Source organism: Sulfurimonas sp. SWIR-19 (assembly GCF_020410885.1).
GTDB lineage: Bacteria > Campylobacterota > Campylobacteria > Campylobacterales > Sulfurimonadaceae > Sulfurimonas > Sulfurimonas sediminis.
Window position 1 is genome coordinate 215,139 of the sequence record NZ_CP084578.1, and the last position, 15,786, is coordinate 230,924.

The 15,786-nt window shown below is 38.3% G+C and carries 29 protein-coding genes; 20 read left to right on the forward strand and 9 right to left on the reverse strand.

Annotated elements, in window-relative coordinates:
- The first annotated feature begins 1 nt into the window (after nt 1).
- From rplB to infA, 19 genes are all read left to right on the forward strand, one after another.
- Nucleotides 2-847 (forward strand): 50S ribosomal protein L2, encoded by an 846-nt coding sequence (gene rplB / locus LCX93_RS01090; RefSeq protein ID WP_226067342.1) that lies wholly within the window; start codon nt 2-4, stop codon nt 845-847.
- Nucleotides 848-849: 2 nt separating this feature from the next.
- A complete protein-coding gene (rpsS, locus tag LCX93_RS01095; RefSeq protein ID WP_151901248.1) occupies nt 850-1,125 on the forward strand; it encodes a 30S ribosomal protein S19 in 276 nt (91 codons plus the stop codon).
- A gap of 2 nt (nt 1,126-1,127) precedes the next feature.
- On the forward strand, nt 1,128-1,445 hold the full coding sequence (gene rplV, locus LCX93_RS01100) for a 50S ribosomal protein L22 (protein WP_013326025.1): 318 nt from the start codon (nt 1,128-1,130) through the stop codon (nt 1,443-1,445).
- 1 nt (nt 1,446) lies between these two features.
- Nucleotides 1,447-2,163, forward strand: a complete 717-nt coding sequence (gene rpsC / locus LCX93_RS01105; protein ID WP_193151047.1) for a 30S ribosomal protein S3 — start codon at nt 1,447-1,449, stop codon at nt 2,161-2,163.
- Nucleotides 2,164-2,165: 2 nt separating this feature from the next.
- Nucleotides 2,166-2,591: a 50S ribosomal protein L16 gene (gene rplP, locus LCX93_RS01110; protein WP_013326027.1), complete on the forward strand. Its 426-nt coding sequence runs from the start codon at nt 2,166-2,168 to the stop codon at nt 2,589-2,591.
- The gene (rpmC, locus tag LCX93_RS01115) at nt 2,578-2,766 is read left to right on the forward strand and encodes a 50S ribosomal protein L29 (RefSeq protein WP_151901251.1); all 189 of its coding nucleotides are present in this window, start codon (nt 2,578-2,580) and stop codon (nt 2,764-2,766) included. The genes rplP and rpmC overlap by 14 nt, the downstream gene beginning before the upstream one ends.
- 9 nt (nt 2,767-2,775) lie before the next feature.
- Complete coding sequence (gene rpsQ, locus LCX93_RS01120; RefSeq protein ID WP_151901252.1) at nt 2,776-3,021, forward strand: 30S ribosomal protein S17; 246 nt, start codon at nt 2,776-2,778, stop codon at nt 3,019-3,021.
- Nucleotides 3,022-3,025: 4 nt separating this feature from the next.
- Nucleotides 3,026-3,394: a 50S ribosomal protein L14 gene (gene rplN / locus LCX93_RS01125; RefSeq protein WP_013326030.1), complete on the forward strand. Its 369-nt coding sequence runs from the start codon at nt 3,026-3,028 to the stop codon at nt 3,392-3,394.
- Nucleotides 3,394-3,624, forward strand: coding sequence for a 50S ribosomal protein L24 (rplX, locus tag LCX93_RS01130; RefSeq protein WP_226067357.1), 231 nt, complete (start codon nt 3,394-3,396; stop codon nt 3,622-3,624). The genes rplN and rplX overlap by 1 nt, the downstream gene beginning before the upstream one ends.
- Before the next feature lie 3 nt (nt 3,625-3,627).
- Nucleotides 3,628-4,173: a 50S ribosomal protein L5 gene (rplE, locus tag LCX93_RS01135; protein WP_151901254.1), complete on the forward strand. Its 546-nt coding sequence runs from the start codon at nt 3,628-3,630 to the stop codon at nt 4,171-4,173.
- The gene (locus tag LCX93_RS01140) at nt 4,173-4,358 is read left to right on the forward strand and encodes a type Z 30S ribosomal protein S14 (protein WP_151901255.1); all 186 of its coding nucleotides are present in this window, start codon (nt 4,173-4,175) and stop codon (nt 4,356-4,358) included. Before rplE ends, LCX93_RS01140 begins: the two co-directional genes overlap by 1 nt.
- 164 nt (nt 4,359-4,522) lie before the next feature.
- A complete protein-coding gene (gene rpsH / locus LCX93_RS01145) occupies nt 4,523-4,921 on the forward strand; it encodes a 30S ribosomal protein S8 (protein WP_226067365.1) in 399 nt (132 codons plus the stop codon).
- A 9-nt stretch (nt 4,922-4,930) separates the two neighbouring features.
- Nucleotides 4,931-5,467: a 50S ribosomal protein L6 gene (rplF, locus tag LCX93_RS01150; RefSeq protein ID WP_226067367.1), complete on the forward strand. Its 537-nt coding sequence runs from the start codon at nt 4,931-4,933 to the stop codon at nt 5,465-5,467.
- 13 nt (nt 5,468-5,480) lie between these two features.
- A complete protein-coding gene (rplR, locus tag LCX93_RS01155; RefSeq protein ID WP_151901258.1) occupies nt 5,481-5,837 on the forward strand; it encodes a 50S ribosomal protein L18 in 357 nt (118 codons plus the stop codon).
- Between the two features lie 8 nt (nt 5,838-5,845).
- Nucleotides 5,846-6,286, forward strand: coding sequence for a 30S ribosomal protein S5 (rpsE, locus tag LCX93_RS01160; RefSeq protein WP_151901259.1), 441 nt, complete (start codon nt 5,846-5,848; stop codon nt 6,284-6,286).
- 4 nt (nt 6,287-6,290) lie between these two features.
- Nucleotides 6,291-6,689: a 50S ribosomal protein L15 gene (gene rplO / locus LCX93_RS01165; protein WP_226067369.1), complete on the forward strand. Its 399-nt coding sequence runs from the start codon at nt 6,291-6,293 to the stop codon at nt 6,687-6,689.
- 2 nt (nt 6,690-6,691) lie between these two features.
- Nucleotides 6,692-7,954 (forward strand): preprotein translocase subunit SecY, encoded by a 1,263-nt coding sequence (gene secY / locus LCX93_RS01170; protein ID WP_226067371.1) that lies wholly within the window; start codon nt 6,692-6,694, stop codon nt 7,952-7,954.
- 2 nt (nt 7,955-7,956) lie between these two features.
- Nucleotides 7,957-8,715, forward strand: a complete 759-nt coding sequence (gene map, locus LCX93_RS01175; RefSeq protein ID WP_226067373.1) for a type I methionyl aminopeptidase — start codon at nt 7,957-7,959, stop codon at nt 8,713-8,715.
- A gap of 36 nt (nt 8,716-8,751) precedes the next feature.
- Nucleotides 8,752-8,970 (forward strand): translation initiation factor IF-1, encoded by a 219-nt coding sequence (infA, locus tag LCX93_RS01180; protein WP_151901263.1) that lies wholly within the window; start codon nt 8,752-8,754, stop codon nt 8,968-8,970.
- Nucleotides 8,971-8,999: 29 nt separating this feature from the next.
- Here the strand turns inward: infA and LCX93_RS01185 are convergent, their stop codons facing one another.
- From LCX93_RS01185 to LCX93_RS01195, 3 genes are all read right to left on the reverse strand, one after another.
- The gene (locus LCX93_RS01185) at nt 9,000-9,293 is read right to left on the reverse strand and encodes a chorismate mutase (RefSeq protein ID WP_193151054.1); all 294 of its coding nucleotides are present in this window, start codon (nt 9,291-9,293) and stop codon (nt 9,000-9,002) included.
- A gap of 124 nt (nt 9,294-9,417) precedes the next feature.
- Nucleotides 9,418-9,621, reverse strand: coding sequence for a hypothetical protein (locus LCX93_RS01190; protein WP_193151055.1), 204 nt, complete (start codon nt 9,619-9,621; stop codon nt 9,418-9,420).
- A complete protein-coding gene (locus tag LCX93_RS01195; RefSeq protein ID WP_226067375.1) occupies nt 9,621-10,478 on the reverse strand; it encodes a CvfB family protein in 858 nt (285 codons plus the stop codon). Before LCX93_RS01195 ends, LCX93_RS01190 begins: the two co-directional genes overlap by 1 nt.
- Nucleotides 10,479-10,796: 318 nt before the next feature.
- Between LCX93_RS01195 and LCX93_RS01200 the strand changes: the two genes are divergently transcribed.
- Complete coding sequence (locus tag LCX93_RS01200; protein ID WP_193151057.1) at nt 10,797-10,994, forward strand: hypothetical protein; 198 nt, start codon at nt 10,797-10,799, stop codon at nt 10,992-10,994.
- Nucleotides 10,995-11,148: 154 nt separating this feature from the next.
- On the opposite strand, the gene LCX93_RS01205 is transcribed toward LCX93_RS01200, so the two are convergent.
- Genes LCX93_RS01205 through LCX93_RS01230 form a run of 6 tightly spaced genes read right to left on the reverse strand, consistent with a single transcriptional unit; the run spans nt 11,149 to nt 15,780 of the window.
- Entirely contained in the window at nt 11,149-12,315 is a 1,167-nt protein-coding gene (locus tag LCX93_RS01205; RefSeq protein ID WP_226067377.1) for an NnrS family protein, read from the reverse strand.
- Between the two features lie 12 nt (nt 12,316-12,327).
- Nucleotides 12,328-13,608 carry an SPL family radical SAM protein gene (locus LCX93_RS01210; RefSeq protein ID WP_226067379.1) on the reverse strand — a complete coding sequence of 427 codons (1,281 nt, stop codon included), beginning with the start codon at nt 13,606-13,608 and terminating at the stop codon, nt 12,328-12,330.
- A gap of 26 nt (nt 13,609-13,634) precedes the next feature.
- Nucleotides 13,635-14,129: an Hsp20/alpha crystallin family protein gene (locus LCX93_RS01215; protein WP_226067381.1), complete on the reverse strand. Its 495-nt coding sequence runs from the start codon at nt 14,127-14,129 to the stop codon at nt 13,635-13,637.
- A 28-nt stretch (nt 14,130-14,157) separates the two neighbouring features.
- Nucleotides 14,158-14,583, reverse strand: coding sequence for an Hsp20/alpha crystallin family protein (locus tag LCX93_RS01220; protein ID WP_226067383.1), 426 nt, complete (start codon nt 14,581-14,583; stop codon nt 14,158-14,160).
- Between the two features lie 11 nt (nt 14,584-14,594).
- Complete coding sequence (locus LCX93_RS01225) at nt 14,595-15,038, reverse strand: Hsp20/alpha crystallin family protein (protein WP_226067385.1); 444 nt, start codon at nt 15,036-15,038, stop codon at nt 14,595-14,597.
- A 58-nt stretch (nt 15,039-15,096) separates the two neighbouring features.
- Nucleotides 15,097-15,780, reverse strand: coding sequence for a Crp/Fnr family transcriptional regulator (locus tag LCX93_RS01230; RefSeq protein WP_226067394.1), 684 nt, complete (start codon nt 15,778-15,780; stop codon nt 15,097-15,099).
- Nucleotides 15,781-15,786: the final 6 nt, after the last annotated feature.

Here is a 15,786-nt window from a genome sequence, read left to right on the forward strand (position 1 = left end):
GATGGCAATTAAAACTTATAGACCGATAACTCCGTCTCGTCGTTTTTATACGAATGTAGACAGTTCAGATATCACTGCTAAAGCGAGTGTTCGTTCATTGCTTGTAAAACTTCCGACAACTGCCGGTCGTAACAACAATGGTCGTATCACTTCTCGTCACAAACAAGCTGGGGCGAAAAAGCTTTACCGTATTATTGATTTTAAAAGAAACAAGTTTGGTGTTCCGGGTACAGTCTCTACTATTGAGTATGATCCGTACCGTAACTGTCGTATCGCATTAATCACATATGCAGACGGTGAAAAAAGATACATCTTGCAACCAAAAGGTTTAAATGTTGGCGATACAGTGGAATCAGCAGAGTCTGGTTTGGATGTCAAACCGGGTAATACGATGAAACTGCAAAACATTCCTGTCGGTACACTTGTTCATAACGTTGAGTTAAAAGTGGGCAAAGGCGGACAAATGGTTCGTTCAGCCGGAACTTCAGCTCAGATTATGGGTCGTGACGGGAAATATGTATCTTTACGTATGCCTTCGTCAGAAATGCGTTTAGTGCTTGGTGAGTGTCTGGCTACTGTAGGAATCGTTGGAAATGAAGAATTTGCTAACATTGTTATAGCAAAAGCCGGTCGTCAACGTCACCTTGGTATTCGTCCACAGACTCGTGGTTCTGCTATGAACCCGATTGATCACCCGCATGGTGGTGGTGAAGGAAAAACGAACTCAGGTCGTCATCCGGTTACTCCTTGGGGTAAACCAACGAAGGGTGCTAAAACTCGTCGTAAGAAAGCTAGTGATAAGTTAATTATTACTCGCCGTAAACCAAATGCTAAAAGGGTAGGTTAATAATGGCTCGTTCAGTAAAAAAAGGTCCATTCGTAGATGATCATTTAATGAAAAAAGTGGAGGCTATGAAAGCCGAAGCAAAGAAAAAACCTATTAAGACCTGGTCAAGAAGATCTATGATTCTTCCTGACATGGTTGGTTTGACAATAAATGTTCACAATGGTCGCCAGTTCGTTCCTGTATATGTTACAGAGAACCATATTGGTTATAAACTTGGTGAATTTGCACCAACTCGTACATTCAAGGGCCACAAGGGCTCTGTTCAGAAGAAGGGGTAGTCATGGCTAGAGCATTACTAAAATTTATCCGTGTATCACCTATCAAATCTCGTCTTATTGCACGTGAAGTGCAGGGTATGAATGCTGAAGAGGCAATGGCAGCTTTAGAATTCACTCCAAACAAGGCGGCAAAAATTATCTCTAAAGTAATTGCATCTGCAGTTGCAAACAGCGGTAGTGAAGCTGAAGATTGTGTAATTACATCATGTCGTGTTGACAATGGTCCAGTACTTAAACGTTTCCGTCCACGTGCTCGTGGTATGGCGTCTGGTATTCGTAAACCAACAGCACATATCTTAGTAGAAGTAGAGGGTAAATAGTATGGGTCAAAAAGTTAATCCTATTGGTTTACGTCTTGGAATCAACCGTAACTGGGAATCAAGATGGTTTCCTAACTTTAAAACAGCTCCTGCTGCTTTAGGTGAAGATCACAAGATAAGAACATATTTGAAAAAAGAGCTTTACTATGCTGGTGTTTCCAACATCATCATTGAAAGAACAGTAAAAAGACTTCGTGTAACTATCGTTGCAGCGCGTCCTGGTATTATCATCGGGAAAAAAGGTGCGGATATAGAGAAGCTGAAAACTGCTGTACAAAAACTTGTCGGTAAAGCAATATCAATCAATATCAAAGAAGAGAAAAAAGCACAGACTTCGGCACAACTTGTCGCTGAGAATGTTGCTACGCAATTAGAGCGTCGTGTTGCATTCCGTAGAGCTATGAAAAAAGTTATGCAGGGTGCGCAGCGTTCTGGTGCTAAAGGTATCAAAGTTGCAGTTGCAGGTCGTTTGGGCGGTGCTGAAATGGCAAGAACTGAATGGTATTTGGAAGGTCGTGTGCCTCTTCATACTCTTCGTGCAAAAATTGATTACGGTTTTGCCGAGGCACATACTACATACGGTATTATCGGTGTTAAAGTATGGATCTTCAAAGGCGAAGTACTGACTAAAGGTATTCCTGCAGAAGCCAAAGAAGAGAAAAAAGAGCGTCGTGGTAGAAAACCAGCCAGACGTGAAAATAGTGAAAAGGCTGAATAATCATGTTAATGCCAAAAAGAACAAAATATCGTAAAGTAATGAAAGGACGTAACCGCGGTTACGCTCGTTCCGGTTATAAATTATCTTTTGGTGACATCGCATTCAAAGCGGTAGAAGCCGGTCGTATCAACTCTCGTCAGATTGAATCGGCTCGTATTTCTGCAACACGTCACATTAAAAGACAAGGTAAGATTTGGATTAGAGTATTTCCTGCCAAGCCGTTAACTGCAAAACCTCTTGAAACTCGTATGGGTAAAGGTAAGGGTGCAGTGGATCAGTGGGTAATGAACATTAAACCAGGTCGTATAATCTTTGAAATGGGTGGTGTACCTGAAGAGATTGCTCGTGAAGCATTAACTCTTGCTATGCACAAACTTCCATTCAAATGTAAAATTGTTACTGCGGAGATGAACAATGAAATATTCTGATTTAGCAGATAAAAATGCAGCAGAGCTTCAGGCGATGCTCAAAGAGAAAAAAACAGAACTGTTTACTTTAAAAATTAAACAAAAAATGATGCAATTACAAAATACTAGCGAACTTCGTGTTGCTAAAAAAGATATTGCTAGAATCAATACTGCACTTGCTGCAGTAGCAAAGTAGGGGCGGGCGATGGCTAATAAGCGTGAAATTCAAGGTAACGTAATTAAAATTGCAGGCGATAAAACAGTAACTGTACTGGTTGAGCGTCGTGTAATGCATCCTCGTTATCATAAAGTTGTAAAACGTTTCAAAAAGTACCTGGTACACGATGAGCGTAATGAAGTTAAAGTTGGAGACGAGATTATTGCAATCGAGTGTCGTCCGCTTTCTAAGACTAAATCTTTTAGACTTAAATCAGTTGTAAAAGGAGCGTAGTAGTATGATACAAGGTTTTACTCGTTTAAATGTAGCTGATAATACAGGTGCTAAAGAGATTATGTGTATTAAGGTACTTGGCGGTTCCAAGCGTCGTTATGCATCAGTGGGTGACGTTATCGTTGCTTCTGTAAAAAAAGCGATTCCGACTGCCAAAGTTAAAAAAGGTAAAGTTGTAAAAGCTGTTGTTGTAAGAACTCATAAAGAAGTGCAACGTGAAAACGGTTCGTTAATCCGTTTTGATGACAATGCGGCAGTTATACTTGATGACAAGAGAGAACCTATCGGTACTCGTATTTTCGGACCAATCGGTCGTGAAGTACGTTACGCAGGATTCATGAAAATTGTATCTCTTGCTCCGGAGGTTGTGTAATGGCAAAATTTAAGTTTAAAAAAGGCGATATGGTAGAAATTATCGCGGGCGATGACAAAGGTACAAAAGCAGCTGTACTTGCGGTATTTCCTAAGAAAAACAAAGTAATCGTTGAGGGTTGTAAAATAGCGAAAAAAGCTGTTAAACCAACTGAAGAGAATACAAAAGGCGGGCATATCAAAAAAGAGATGCCAATCGATGTTTCAAACGTACGCAAAGTGGAGGCATAATAGATGGCTCGTTTAAAAGAAAAATATTTAGCGCTTAAGCCGGAAATTCAAGCAGCTTTAGATATTAAAAATGTAATGCAGATTCCTGAATTTGACAAAATCGTTATCTCTGTCGGTGCGGGTTTTGCTATGAAAGATAACAAACTCATTAAAAACATTGAAGATACTATCACTACTATAGCTGGTCAAAAAGCTTCTACTGTAATTGCTAAGAAATCTGTTGCAGGTTTTAAAGTACGTGAAGGTATGCCTGTAGGTGTTCGTGTAACACTTCGTGGTGAAAATATGTATAACTTCTTTGATCGCCTTGTTTCTATCGCACTTCCTCGTGTGAAAGATTTCCGTGGTGTTCCGAGAAATGGTTTTGACGGTCGTGGTAACTATAACTTCGGTCTTCAGGAACAACTTATTTTCCCTGAAATCAGCTATGATTCAATCATGCAGATTCACGGTATGAATATTACTATAGTAACATCTGCAGATTCAGACAAGGCAGCATTTACTCTTTTAGAGAAAATGGGAATGCCTTTTAGTAAAGGGAGCAACTAATGGCTAAGAAGTCAATGATAGCTAAAGCAAAACGTACTCCAAAGTTTAAGGTACGTGGTTATACACGTTGTCAGATTTGTGGTCGTCCACACTCTGTACTGAGAGATTTTGGAATTTGTCGTATCTGTTTTAGAAAAATGGCAAATGAAGGTTTAATACCAGGTGTTAGAAAGTCTAGTTGGTAATATAACGCCGAATGAAGTAATTCATTCGACTGCGTTAACACTAGGTTTCCCTCAGCGGGAAGCTCACGCACTAGTGCGTTGTGTTAATATTTACTGATTGGAAACTGCTAGCAGTCAGCAGTTATTTTGTGTCAATGAAATAACTACAAACAAGGAAAATATAAATGGCAATTAATGATTTAGTATCAGATGCGTTGACGCGTATTCGTAATGCCGGTATGAGAAGATTACCGGTTACTACTTTGGTACACTCTAAAAGTGTAGAAGCAGTAGCAAATATCTTAGTAGACAAAGGTTACATAGAGTCTTATAATGTAATCGAAGACGGTGTGAAAAAAACTATCAAAGTTGTACTGAAGTACGGTGAAGATGGAAAATCTGTAATCAATGAAATGAAAAGAGTTTCAAAGCCTGGTAGACGTGTCTACAAAGGTAAAGAAGATATCAAACGTTTCAAAAACGGTTACGGAACTATTATTGTAAGTACATCACATGGCGTACTACCAAATGACAAAGCGTATGAACTTGGCATTGGTGGTGAAGTTATGTGTACGGTATGGTAGGAGTATAGCATGTCAAGAATTGGAAAAAATCCTGTAGAGTTTCCTAGTGACATCACTGTTACTGCAAATGGAAATGTTATAACTTTTGCCAAAGGCAAAAACAGTGTTGATTTAGATACAAAAGGATATGTTACTTTCACAATTGAAGGTAATGTTTTAACTTTTAAAAATCTTTCAGACTCTCGTGAGCATAGAGCTTTCTGGGGAACTTTTAGAGCATTGGCTCAAAATATCGTGACAGGTTTGATTACCGGTTATGAGAAAAAACTTGAAATTAACGGTGTTGGTTACAGAGCGGCTGTTAAAGGAAAAGTTTTAAATCTTCAACTTGGTTTTTCTCATGATATCAATTATGAGTTACCTGAAGGTTTGGAAGCAAGTGTTGAAAAAAATGTGATTACTCTTAAAAGCCATGACAAACAAATGTTGGGTCAGGCAGCTGCAGAGATTAGATCATTCCGTCCACCAGAGCCTTACAAAGGTAAAGGTGTTAAATACATAGATGAGCATATCGTGCGTAAAGCCGGTAAAACTGCTAAGAAATAAGGGAGGAAGATAGATGAATGCTAAAGTATTAAAAAGCAAAATTGCGAATCGTTTAAAACGTAAACGTCGTATCCGTGCAAAAATATCTGGTAGTGCTGAACTTCCTCGTGTTTCTGTATTTAAATCAAACCGTTACTTAAGTGTACAGGCGATTGATGATGCAACTGCAACAACAATTTGTTCACTACACTCAAAGGCTACTGGTCACAAAGCTAATAAAGAAGGTGCTGCTGCACTTGGTGAGGCATTTGCTGCCAAACTCAAAGAAGCAAACATCTCTGAGATTGTATTTGACCGTAATGGTTACCAATATCACGGCGTAATTGCTGCATTTGGTGACGCAATTCGTGCAAACGAAATCAAGTTCTAGGAGCACAGATGGAAATCAATAGAGATGATTTTGAAGAATCAATAGTAAATATTGGTCGTGTAACAAAAGTTGTTAAGGGTGGTAGACGTTTTCGTTTTACTGCACTTATCGTTGTTGGTGACAAAAACGGTACTGTAGGTTATGGTGTCGGTAAAGCAAAAGAGGTTCCTGATGCTATACGTAAAGCTGTAGACAATGCTTTTAAAAATTTAACAACTGTTAAGATAAAAGGTTCTACAATAGCACATGACATTGAGCATAAGTACAATGCCAGTCGTGTTTTGCTAAAGCCGGCATCAGAAGGTACCGGTGTTATTGCCGGTGGAGCAGCGAGACCTGTTCTTGAACTTGCAGGGATTAAAGACATCCTTACAAAGTCAATCGGTTCAAACAATCCAAACACACTGGTACGTGCTACAATTGAAGCACTTTCTCGTATAAAAGGATAGGAAAATGGGTATTGAAAATTTACAACCTGCTCCGGGTTCAACAGCAAATCGTAAGCGTGTTGGACGTGGTCAAGGTTCTGGTACTGGTAAGACTGCCGCTCGTGGTCAAAAAGGTCAGAAATCTCGTTCAGGTTACAAAAGAAAAAGAAATTTTGAAGGTGGACAACAGCCACTTGCAAAACGTTTGCCAAAAATCGGTTTTCACTCGAAAGTGATCAAACCGTATGTGATAAACGTTGAAAAAATCAAAGCTGTAGCAGAACTTGGTGAAATTACAATGGAGACAATCCGTTCAGTTCACAAGGTTGCTTCTTCAGTGACTAAAATTAAACTAGTAGGTGCCAAAGCAAAAGATTTGGCATCGAAAATTAAAGACGAAAACGTTACAACAACAGGTAATTAGTTGTGAATAAAAATCTAGTAAATAAGATACTTATTACTATCGGTTTTTTATTTATCTACCGCCTACTGGCCTATGTGCCGGTTCCCGGCGTAGATACAGCTGTTATTGCTTCTTTCTTCGACTCACATCAATCAGACGCATTGGGATTGTTTAACATGTTCAGCGGAAATGCTGTACAGAGACTCTCTATTATTTCACTCGGCATTATGCCTTATATCACCGCCTCAATTATTATGGAGCTTTTAGCTGCAACATTTCCAACACTTGGTCAAATGAAAAAAGAGCGTGACGGTATGGTGAAATATATGCAGATTATTCGTTATGCGACTATCGTAATAACATTAATTCAGGCTGTCGGTGTAAGCGTGGGACTACAAAGCTTAACTGGACCTACGGGCAATTCTGCAATTCTTGCTGATCATACTACATTTATCATGCTTTCTGCGGTTTCTATGCTTGCAGGTACAATGCTATTGATGTGGATTGGTGAGCAGATTACACAAAGCGGTATCGGTAACGGTATATCTTTGATTATCTTTGCAGGAATTGTTTCAGCGATTCCAAGAGCAATTGGTCAAACAATCGAAATGGTAAATACCGGTGCAATGAGCTTTATTACAGTCATAGCAATTCTTGCTTTGATTCTGACAACAGTAGGAATTATCATTTATGTTGAACTTGGTGAGCGTCGTGTGCCTATAACCTATGCGAAAAAGACGATGATGCAAAACCAAAACAAACGTGTGATGAACTATATTCCTATTAAAGTGAATCTGGCGGGTGTTATTCCGGTTATCTTTGCCTCGGCAATTTTAATGTTTCCGATGACCGTACTCTCAAGCAGTACAAATCCGGCTATTCAGGCTATAGCGGATTATCTGAATCCAAACAGTTACTTTTTTAACTTTTTGACTTTTGTGTTTGTTGTGTTTTTTGCATTCTTTTATGCTTCAATCACATTTAACGCAAAAGACATTGCAGATAATTTAAAACGTCAAGGTGGATTTATTCCCGGTATTCGTACCGGTGATGCTACGAGAGAGTTTTTGAATGAAACTGCAAGCAGATTGACATTTACCGGAGCACTTTATCTTGGGTTGGTTGCGACACTGCCTTTTATGATTATTAAAGGGATGGGTGTACCGTTCTTCTTTGGTGGTACAGCCGTGTTGATCGTTGTTCAGGTTGCGCTTGATACAATGAGAAAAATAGAAGCTCAGATATATATGAGTAAATATGAAACCCTTAGTGCAGTTGGTCTGTAGCAATGGCTATTGCGCTTAGAAAACCTCAGGAAATTGAAAAACTTCGAGCTGCCAACAAAATTGTTGGCGCTACATTAGACCTTCTTCGTAAAAATACCAAAGTCGGTATGAGTTTAAAAGAGATGGATGCCATGGCAGAGGATTATATTCGCTCCCAGGGTGCCAAGCCCTCTTTTAAAGGATTGTACGGCTTCCCAAATGCAGTATGTACATCACTCAATGAAGTTATTATTCATGGCATTCCAAGTGACTATAAACTCCAGGAAGGAGATGTTATAGGGTATGACATCGGAACAGAACTTGATGGCTGGTTTGGTGATGCTGCTATCAGTATGGGTGTCGGAGAGATCACAAAAGAAGATGAAGATTTAATAGCCTGTGCAAAAGATACTTTGTATTATGCTATTGAAAATATCAAAGAAGGAATGCGTTTTAAAGAACTCTCTTATCTGATGGAACAGTTTATACAAGAGCGCGGTTTTATTCCTTTACGTAATTTTTGTGGACACGGAATAGGAAGAAAACCTCATGAAGAACCTGAAATCCCCAATTATTTGGCGGGCGGAAATGCAAAATCCGGACCGAAAATAAAAAACGGAATGGTTTTTTGTTTGGAACCTATGATATGTCAAAAAGAGTCAAAACCTGTTATTCTGGATAACGGGTGGGATGTTGTCAGTACCGACGGTTTACGCGGTTCTCACTATGAGCACACTGTCGCAGTTGTTGACGGTAAAGCTGAAATTTTATCTCTTGCGTGAGAGTTAAAGTAAGAAATTTCTTTATAAAGGACTAAAATGGCTAAAGCAGATGTTATTGAAGTTGACGGCAAGATTATAGAGGCTTTGCCGAACGCAACTTTTCGTGTTGAATTAGAAAACGGACATGTTATACTGTGTCATATTGCAGGTAAAATGCGTATGCACTATATTAAAATACTTCCAGGAGACAAAGTGAAACTTGAGTTGACACCATACTCTTTGGACAAAGGGCGTATCACCTACCGATACAAATAGGCAAAAGAGGTCTCGGCCTCTTTTAAATTTTAAAAATTCCCGGCGTTTCTTAACTCACTTATTTCCGTTTCAACCATTTCATCAATCATTATCTTAAAGAGTTCAGAGATCATATTCGGATTGACATTGAGTTCAATCGCCTTTTTTCTTACTTTCTGCATAATATCATCAATTCGTTCCTGTGCCTTGACTTCTGCCACACTCTCTTTAAAACCGGCTGCCTGACGAATCAAATGGCTTCGTTCAGAAATCAGCTCAACAAGCTGTGTGTCAATTTTATCTACTTCGTCTCTGACTTCCTGCAGTGTATTACATTTTTTCATTTTTACTCCTTTTTCAAGTTTTGTTAACACTATTGTAACAATTTAAATATATAATCTTACTTGCGATTCTCCTTGTATATCTTTAACATGATTCATTATGGATATACCCCCATAGAGCCCATGACTAGTTGGGCTTTATTATCTTTTTTACTGCTTTGGGCAAATGTGCAAAAGGCATTTCAATATTTGTTTTTTCATTCTTTTCGAATTTTACAACATCAACTGTCATATATTCCTGATTAAAACGCAAAACTCTGTATTGTATATTGTCCTGTATGTATTGTATATTTTCTTTACTGAAATCATAAGTTCTTTTCTTTTTTGCCATTACTTTGCCTTGCTGTAAATACCGGTATCTTTGACCTCTATTTTGCCGTCATTTTGAAGTGCTGTCAAAGAACGCTTGAACTCTTTTTTACTCAGACCAAATACATCTTTTATCAGTCCTGCATCACTTTTGTAATTGTAGGGCATAATGCCTTTATTGTGTTGCAAAATATCAAAAACTTTCTGCGCAGAGTTTCCGTCTTTTTTACTGCCGGGACGTCTGAGTGTAAGGTCGATATTTCCGTCTTTTCGTACTGTTTTTACGTAAGCAGTTTTCTTGTCCCCGAGTTTAATTTCTTCAAATATTTCATTATGATAAATGAGTCCTTCATACTTGCCGTTAACAATGCATTTAAAACCTAGCGGTGTTTTAGAAATTACTAAAATCTCAGCCTCTTTGTTCTGTGCAAGGTCTTTGACTCTGCGATCAAAAAAATCACCGAGTTTTTCTGTGCCGACGAGTCTGTGTGTCCGTTCGTCATATATGATACGAATAAATCTTTTTTCGCCGATTTCAAAAGGTGTTTTTTGAAACATTTTAGGAACAAGCAAATCTTTTGGCAGTCCCCAGTCCATAAAAGCACCGAAAGGAGCCACATCCACAACTTCCAGGAGTGCAAAATCATCCAGCATTGCAAGAGGTCTGTCGGTAGTGGCTACCAGTCTGTCTTCTGAATCTGTATATAAAAAAACATCTACAAGTGTATTTTCGCACATATCATCTGTGACATATTGCCCGGGAAGAAGGACATCATTGCCGTCTTCGGCCATAAGGTACAGGCCGGGTGTTGTGTCTCTGTCGACACGCAGGGTATTTATTTTGCCCAGTTCAAGGTAAGGGCTGATCTCTTTTTTCATGGTAATTCCGTTGTATTAATATGGTGACATTATAGCATTAATTCTTCCCTCTTGTTTACATAATCCAGCATGAGAAATCAACAAATGCAGTGCTGACACCCGCCGGCACTGAAGGACCGGTTCCTAAGTTACTTCCTTTTACCGGAACCCGTACTTCAGTGCGGGCTGTGTGTCTTAAAAGTTAAAACTCAGAATACAGAAAAAATTTGAGAGTATGCATAACTTAGATGAAAATGTAAAATTCTCATAGTATTTATGAATAAGAGTAGAACAAGTTAACCGTGATATTATTGCATAAAAACTTAACAAGGATATAATATGTTTAAAATAATAGTAGATAGAGAATGTGGCTGTTTTAAAAGAAGCAATCTTCAAAGCAGTACGGAAGTGGAATCAAAAGACGAGGCGTTGATGAAGTCATTGGAGATGGTCAACCATATGAATGATGAATTCTGCGGCAAACACAAGTTTAAAGTTGAAGAGGCTGACAATACTTTTATAATCAAAATGCAGTAAAAGTTACGTATTTTCGGAACCTAGGTTTTAACCTAGGCGTTAGGCTTGAAAGACGCAAGCCCGCACTGAAGTACGGGTTCCAAAAAAGCTACTGAACTTTATTGCATTTGTATTGCAGTACCGGTTCTGAAAAATCTCTTTTTTTAAAGCAATGCTACAATTTTTTTCCAAAAACCAATACTTGAAAATATCTCCCTCCCCAAATCAAAAAGAGCAAGAGCCAGGCAGTAAAAGAGATGTCAAATAAAAACCCAAGCCCCCATCCGAAAGCTATGTTCATGCTGTATAAAGCACGGAGCAGCACAACCAACTGAATTGACAGAAATATTTTAGTTGCCAGTTTGTCTGCCTGTGGCGGTTGTCCCGAATGACCGAGTGTCACACGTGTTCCAAAACCTATAAGCAGTGTTGTTAAAAAACCTATGGACAACAGGTGCACATTTAAAAAGAAAAAAGAGGTGTCTAAAAATATTTCAGCACCCAGACTGAGGGCTGAGAGAAAAAACGATACCGGCAGCCAAAAGAGTGCAAGGTGCAGGACCCATAGAATAGGAGGGGATTGCAAAGGGTGAAGCTCCCAGCGTTTAAACTCAAAAAACATATACACTGCGAGCAGCAGATCTACAATGATTTGTACACTTTTGATATCTGCAGAAGCAAAGATACTCTTTAAAACAAACAAAACAAAAACAATTTTGACAAAATTTTCATTTTTGCTTGCAAAAGAGTGGGAGAAAAAAGGAATCATTCTCTGTCCTACACTAAAAGCAAGAAAAATCAGGTACATGTAAAAAGAGAAAGTGATGGCAACCGGTAAAATTTCCGGTATGAATAAAGAGAGTATAAAAAGAAAATTACCAAAGAGTCCAAAGTAGTTTGCATTGAGTATCCAAAATGAGTCTGACTTGTCCGCCGCCAATCCTGTTTCATAAATGTTTTTTAGTTTCAATACTATAAAAATCTGCGCTGTCAGACTGATAATCATCGCGCCGAGTAAAAGGATTTCAGAGCTGAAAATACCGACAAGAAAAAGCAGTGATGCAAATGTGTTTGCATAGAAAATATTGGCATAGTATTTTTTTGCTATCACCTGTGTCTGGTTAAAACGCGGAAAAGTTGTAAATAAAAACCCTGTGAAAAAGTTTGTAAAAACCAAAAATATCAAAGAATAGCTGTGAAAGAGCAAGAGCGTTACATGTAAGGAGAGTATGCCTTTGTACTGTAATGCAAAAATGAGCATCATAATGATTGCATTGAGTATTCCAAGAAGAAAAAAGGGTTGATGCGGTTGTGATAAAAAATAGTTTTCTTTTGTCTGCATAATGCTACCGTCCTATAAGTAAAATTCCTGACCAAGTTTTTTGCAGTATGCTCCAAGCATAGCGCGTTCAAAGTCATTGTTTGTAGAGTATTGATACCCAAATGTTTTAGCCCACATGTGATGCTCTTCCATACAGAGATAAAAAAAGACCCTCTCTTTTGTCGCCCCGCAGGAAGTGCCCTTGGGGTGCCATGGTGCAAAACTTTCATAGGCATGCTTGAACATTTCAACTTTTGTCGCATCAGGATACGATGTCTTTCCGCTTGCATCTTCATGCGGGATTTGCGTAATCTTACTTCTGAATTCACGCTCACGCAACTGTTTTATGACCGGCTTTATAAAGGTAAGCGTCCCGAAACTGACAAGGGCGACCTCTTGTGGAGAGAATTTTAGTATAAGTTCTTCATATACTTCTTGATATTCGTCAAGATACCCTTCATATTCGACAATAGGATGAAAATGGAAGCCGACTTTAACCCCTTTGTCCGCCATTTTTCGAGCGGCTGCTATACGTTTTGCAAGTGAAGCGGTTAGATGCTCTTCGTTGTCTATAATGGTCTGGGTATTGAGACTCCAGGTGCAGAGTATGTTTTTGGGCACTTCATTTTCAAGCAGATATTTTATATTGTCCGATTTTGTTTTAAATTCTAAAATGACATTGGGATTTTTTCTTGCAAAGGCAAAAAGAGCATCCAAAACACCCTCACGGTTGCCAAACATAAGCGAATCTGATGCCTGACCGGTTCCGATATGGTAGGTTTTGTTTGGATCAAGTTGCAGATTTAAGAGTTTGTCCGCAAAACTGCTGTCAAAGGTAATGGTATTTTGGTTGTAAAAGCTTTGAATAGAACAATAAGAACAGTCAAAACCGCAGCTCTCCACCGCATCAAGTGTTAAAAGATTACAGCAGCGTGTCTTTTCGCTTGCTACCGGACACAAACCAAGTCCAAAACCCTCTTTTGGTACTGTTTTAAAGGTATATTTTTGTTCTTGGGGGATATTCTTGAGAGTAAAGTTTTTATAGGAATTTGGTTTGTTGCGTATGTTTTCATAGGCTTTTTTAAGCCTGGAGAAAACAACTTTTCTTTGGGGATGTTCGGGAAATATTGCAGTGATTCTTTTTTCATCCCACATCCCCAAATCTCGCGCGAAATTGATTATCTGTTTGATTTCCTGATAGGAAAATTTATACTCAAAGGATTTCTCTCTGATAAACTCCTGTTCATGTTTGGGGAGTTTATTAAAAAAACTGTTTTCTATAGCGTTTGTAAATTTTTCTGCGTATGAATTCATAAAAGAATTCTAGCAGAAAAAATTGATTATTTTATAGGGATAAGTCTTGCTTTTGGTTTTTTAACTTCTGTTTTAGGAATAGTGACGGTTAAAATACCGTTTTCAAATTTTGTTGCGAGTTTGCTTTCGTCAATATTTTCAGGCAATTGAATAGATTTTTGAAACTCACCGTAAAAAATCTCTTTTTTGACAAAATCTTTTGATTTCTCTTCTTTGGACTCTTTTTTTTCACCTTTTAGAGTCAGAATCTTATTCTCATCAATAGAAAGTTTAATATTTTTTTTGTCAACTCCCGCCAGATCAAATTTTAAGACTATTTTGTCTTTTGCATCCTGAATGTCCGTTCTTGGATAACTGAAATTATTTAATGCCGAACTGCTCAAGTGGGACTCTATCAAAGAGTTGAAATATTGGTTCATTCTTGCAAAATCAGCATCATAGGGATTCATCGCATCCATACTCGCGAATGCAGATCCGGCCAGTAAAGATGAAAGCAACAGACTGCTTACTAGTTTTTTCATAGCTAACTCCTTGTGTCAGCACCCCTTGTTATTGGATGCTGATGTTTTTTGTCTTTTTGGATTCGAGTTTTTCAAGAGTCAGATAGAGTCTTCCGTCTTCAAATTTTGCCTGAATTTTATCTCTGTCTATATTGTCAGGCAGGATAAAACTTCTTGAGATGACGCCAAAATTTGATTCGCAAAGATAGTAATCATCCTCTTTGACCTCATTTTTAAATTTTCTGACCGCTGTCACAGTCAGATAGTCATCTTCGACTTTTAATTCTATATCTTCTTTTTTAACACCTGGTAAATCAACTTCGATTGTGAAGGTGTCATTGTGATGTTTTGCAAGGTTTGCCAGAGGAAGGTGCGATGCTACATTGTGAAATGTATCTTTGACAACTTCCAAACCTTTTTCAACTTTCTCTTCCGCTTTTTCCACTAACTCTTTTGATGTTTGTACGATATCCATGATAATCCTCCTTACTCGATTTCAATTTTTTTCGTTGTGTCTTTTTCAACTTTTAATTTTGGTATAGTGATTTCTACCACGCCGTTTTCACCTGTAGCACGGATATTTTCATTGTCTACTTTTTCAGGGAGCGTAAAACTTCTTGAAAAAGTACCGTAGGCACTCTCTATTCTGTAGTAGTCCTCTTTTTCTTCTTCTTTTTTGACTTCTCTTTTGCCTTTGATTGTCAAGATGTTTTTATCCACACTGATTTCCACATCTTCTTTTTTTATACCAGGCAGGTCAAGCTCAATGTAATAGGCATCGTCTCCCTCTCTGGTATTTACAGCGGGAATAAAGTCAAAAACCTCTCTTGGCTCTTCGCTGTTTTGTGTTTCCAATGCATTAAAAAATTCATTTATCAAATCAAATCTTCTTGCAGTATTTATCGGATTTCTATGTCTTGTTACTAACATTGTTCACTCCTTCAGTTTTAATTGAAGAAATGATAGTCTGTTTTTAAAAAGTATTTTGCTACTTAAGTAGCATTTGGGAGGTTTTGTCCAAAAGTTTTTGAAGATTCTTTACTTTTATGTTGCGTCTGCTGGTTTCTATAATGTCGTCGGCTTTGAGCTGTTTGATGCTTCTCTCTATCACATGTCGGACCGTTCCGAGCAGTTTTGCTATTTCGCTGTTGGAGAGATTTTGCAGGAGTTGGTAGCGAAATCTGTGATTTGGGTTTAAATTCTGTACCAAGAGGTTCAAAAAGCGCTCTTTTGTATCATACAGGGCAAGTTCGGTTGCCAGTTCTTCTGTGTATCGCATATGTGCAGCGAGATAGGGAAAGAATTTTTTGTTAAAAGTGGCATCATGCTCAAGCCAGTAGCGGACTCTTTCAATGGGAAGACGTAAAATATTTGCGTCTTCGATAACCTCATAGATAACCTCATGAGGTTTGCCGTCAAGCAGGGAAATGACATCAAACATATCTCCGCGCTTATAGATGAAGAGGGTCTGTTCTTTGTTAGTCTGAAAGTTAATTTGATATGTCTTGACCCTGCCGTTAACGACTATATAGAAATATTTGAGCAGATCATCGGGATAAAAAGGGGAGGACCCTTTTTCATACTCAAAAGGTTTGGCATATCGGAAAAACTCTTCTTCAAAAGTTTTGTTTGTATTGTCCAAAAGTTCTAATTGTGTTGAATTGTTTTGCATGAGGAA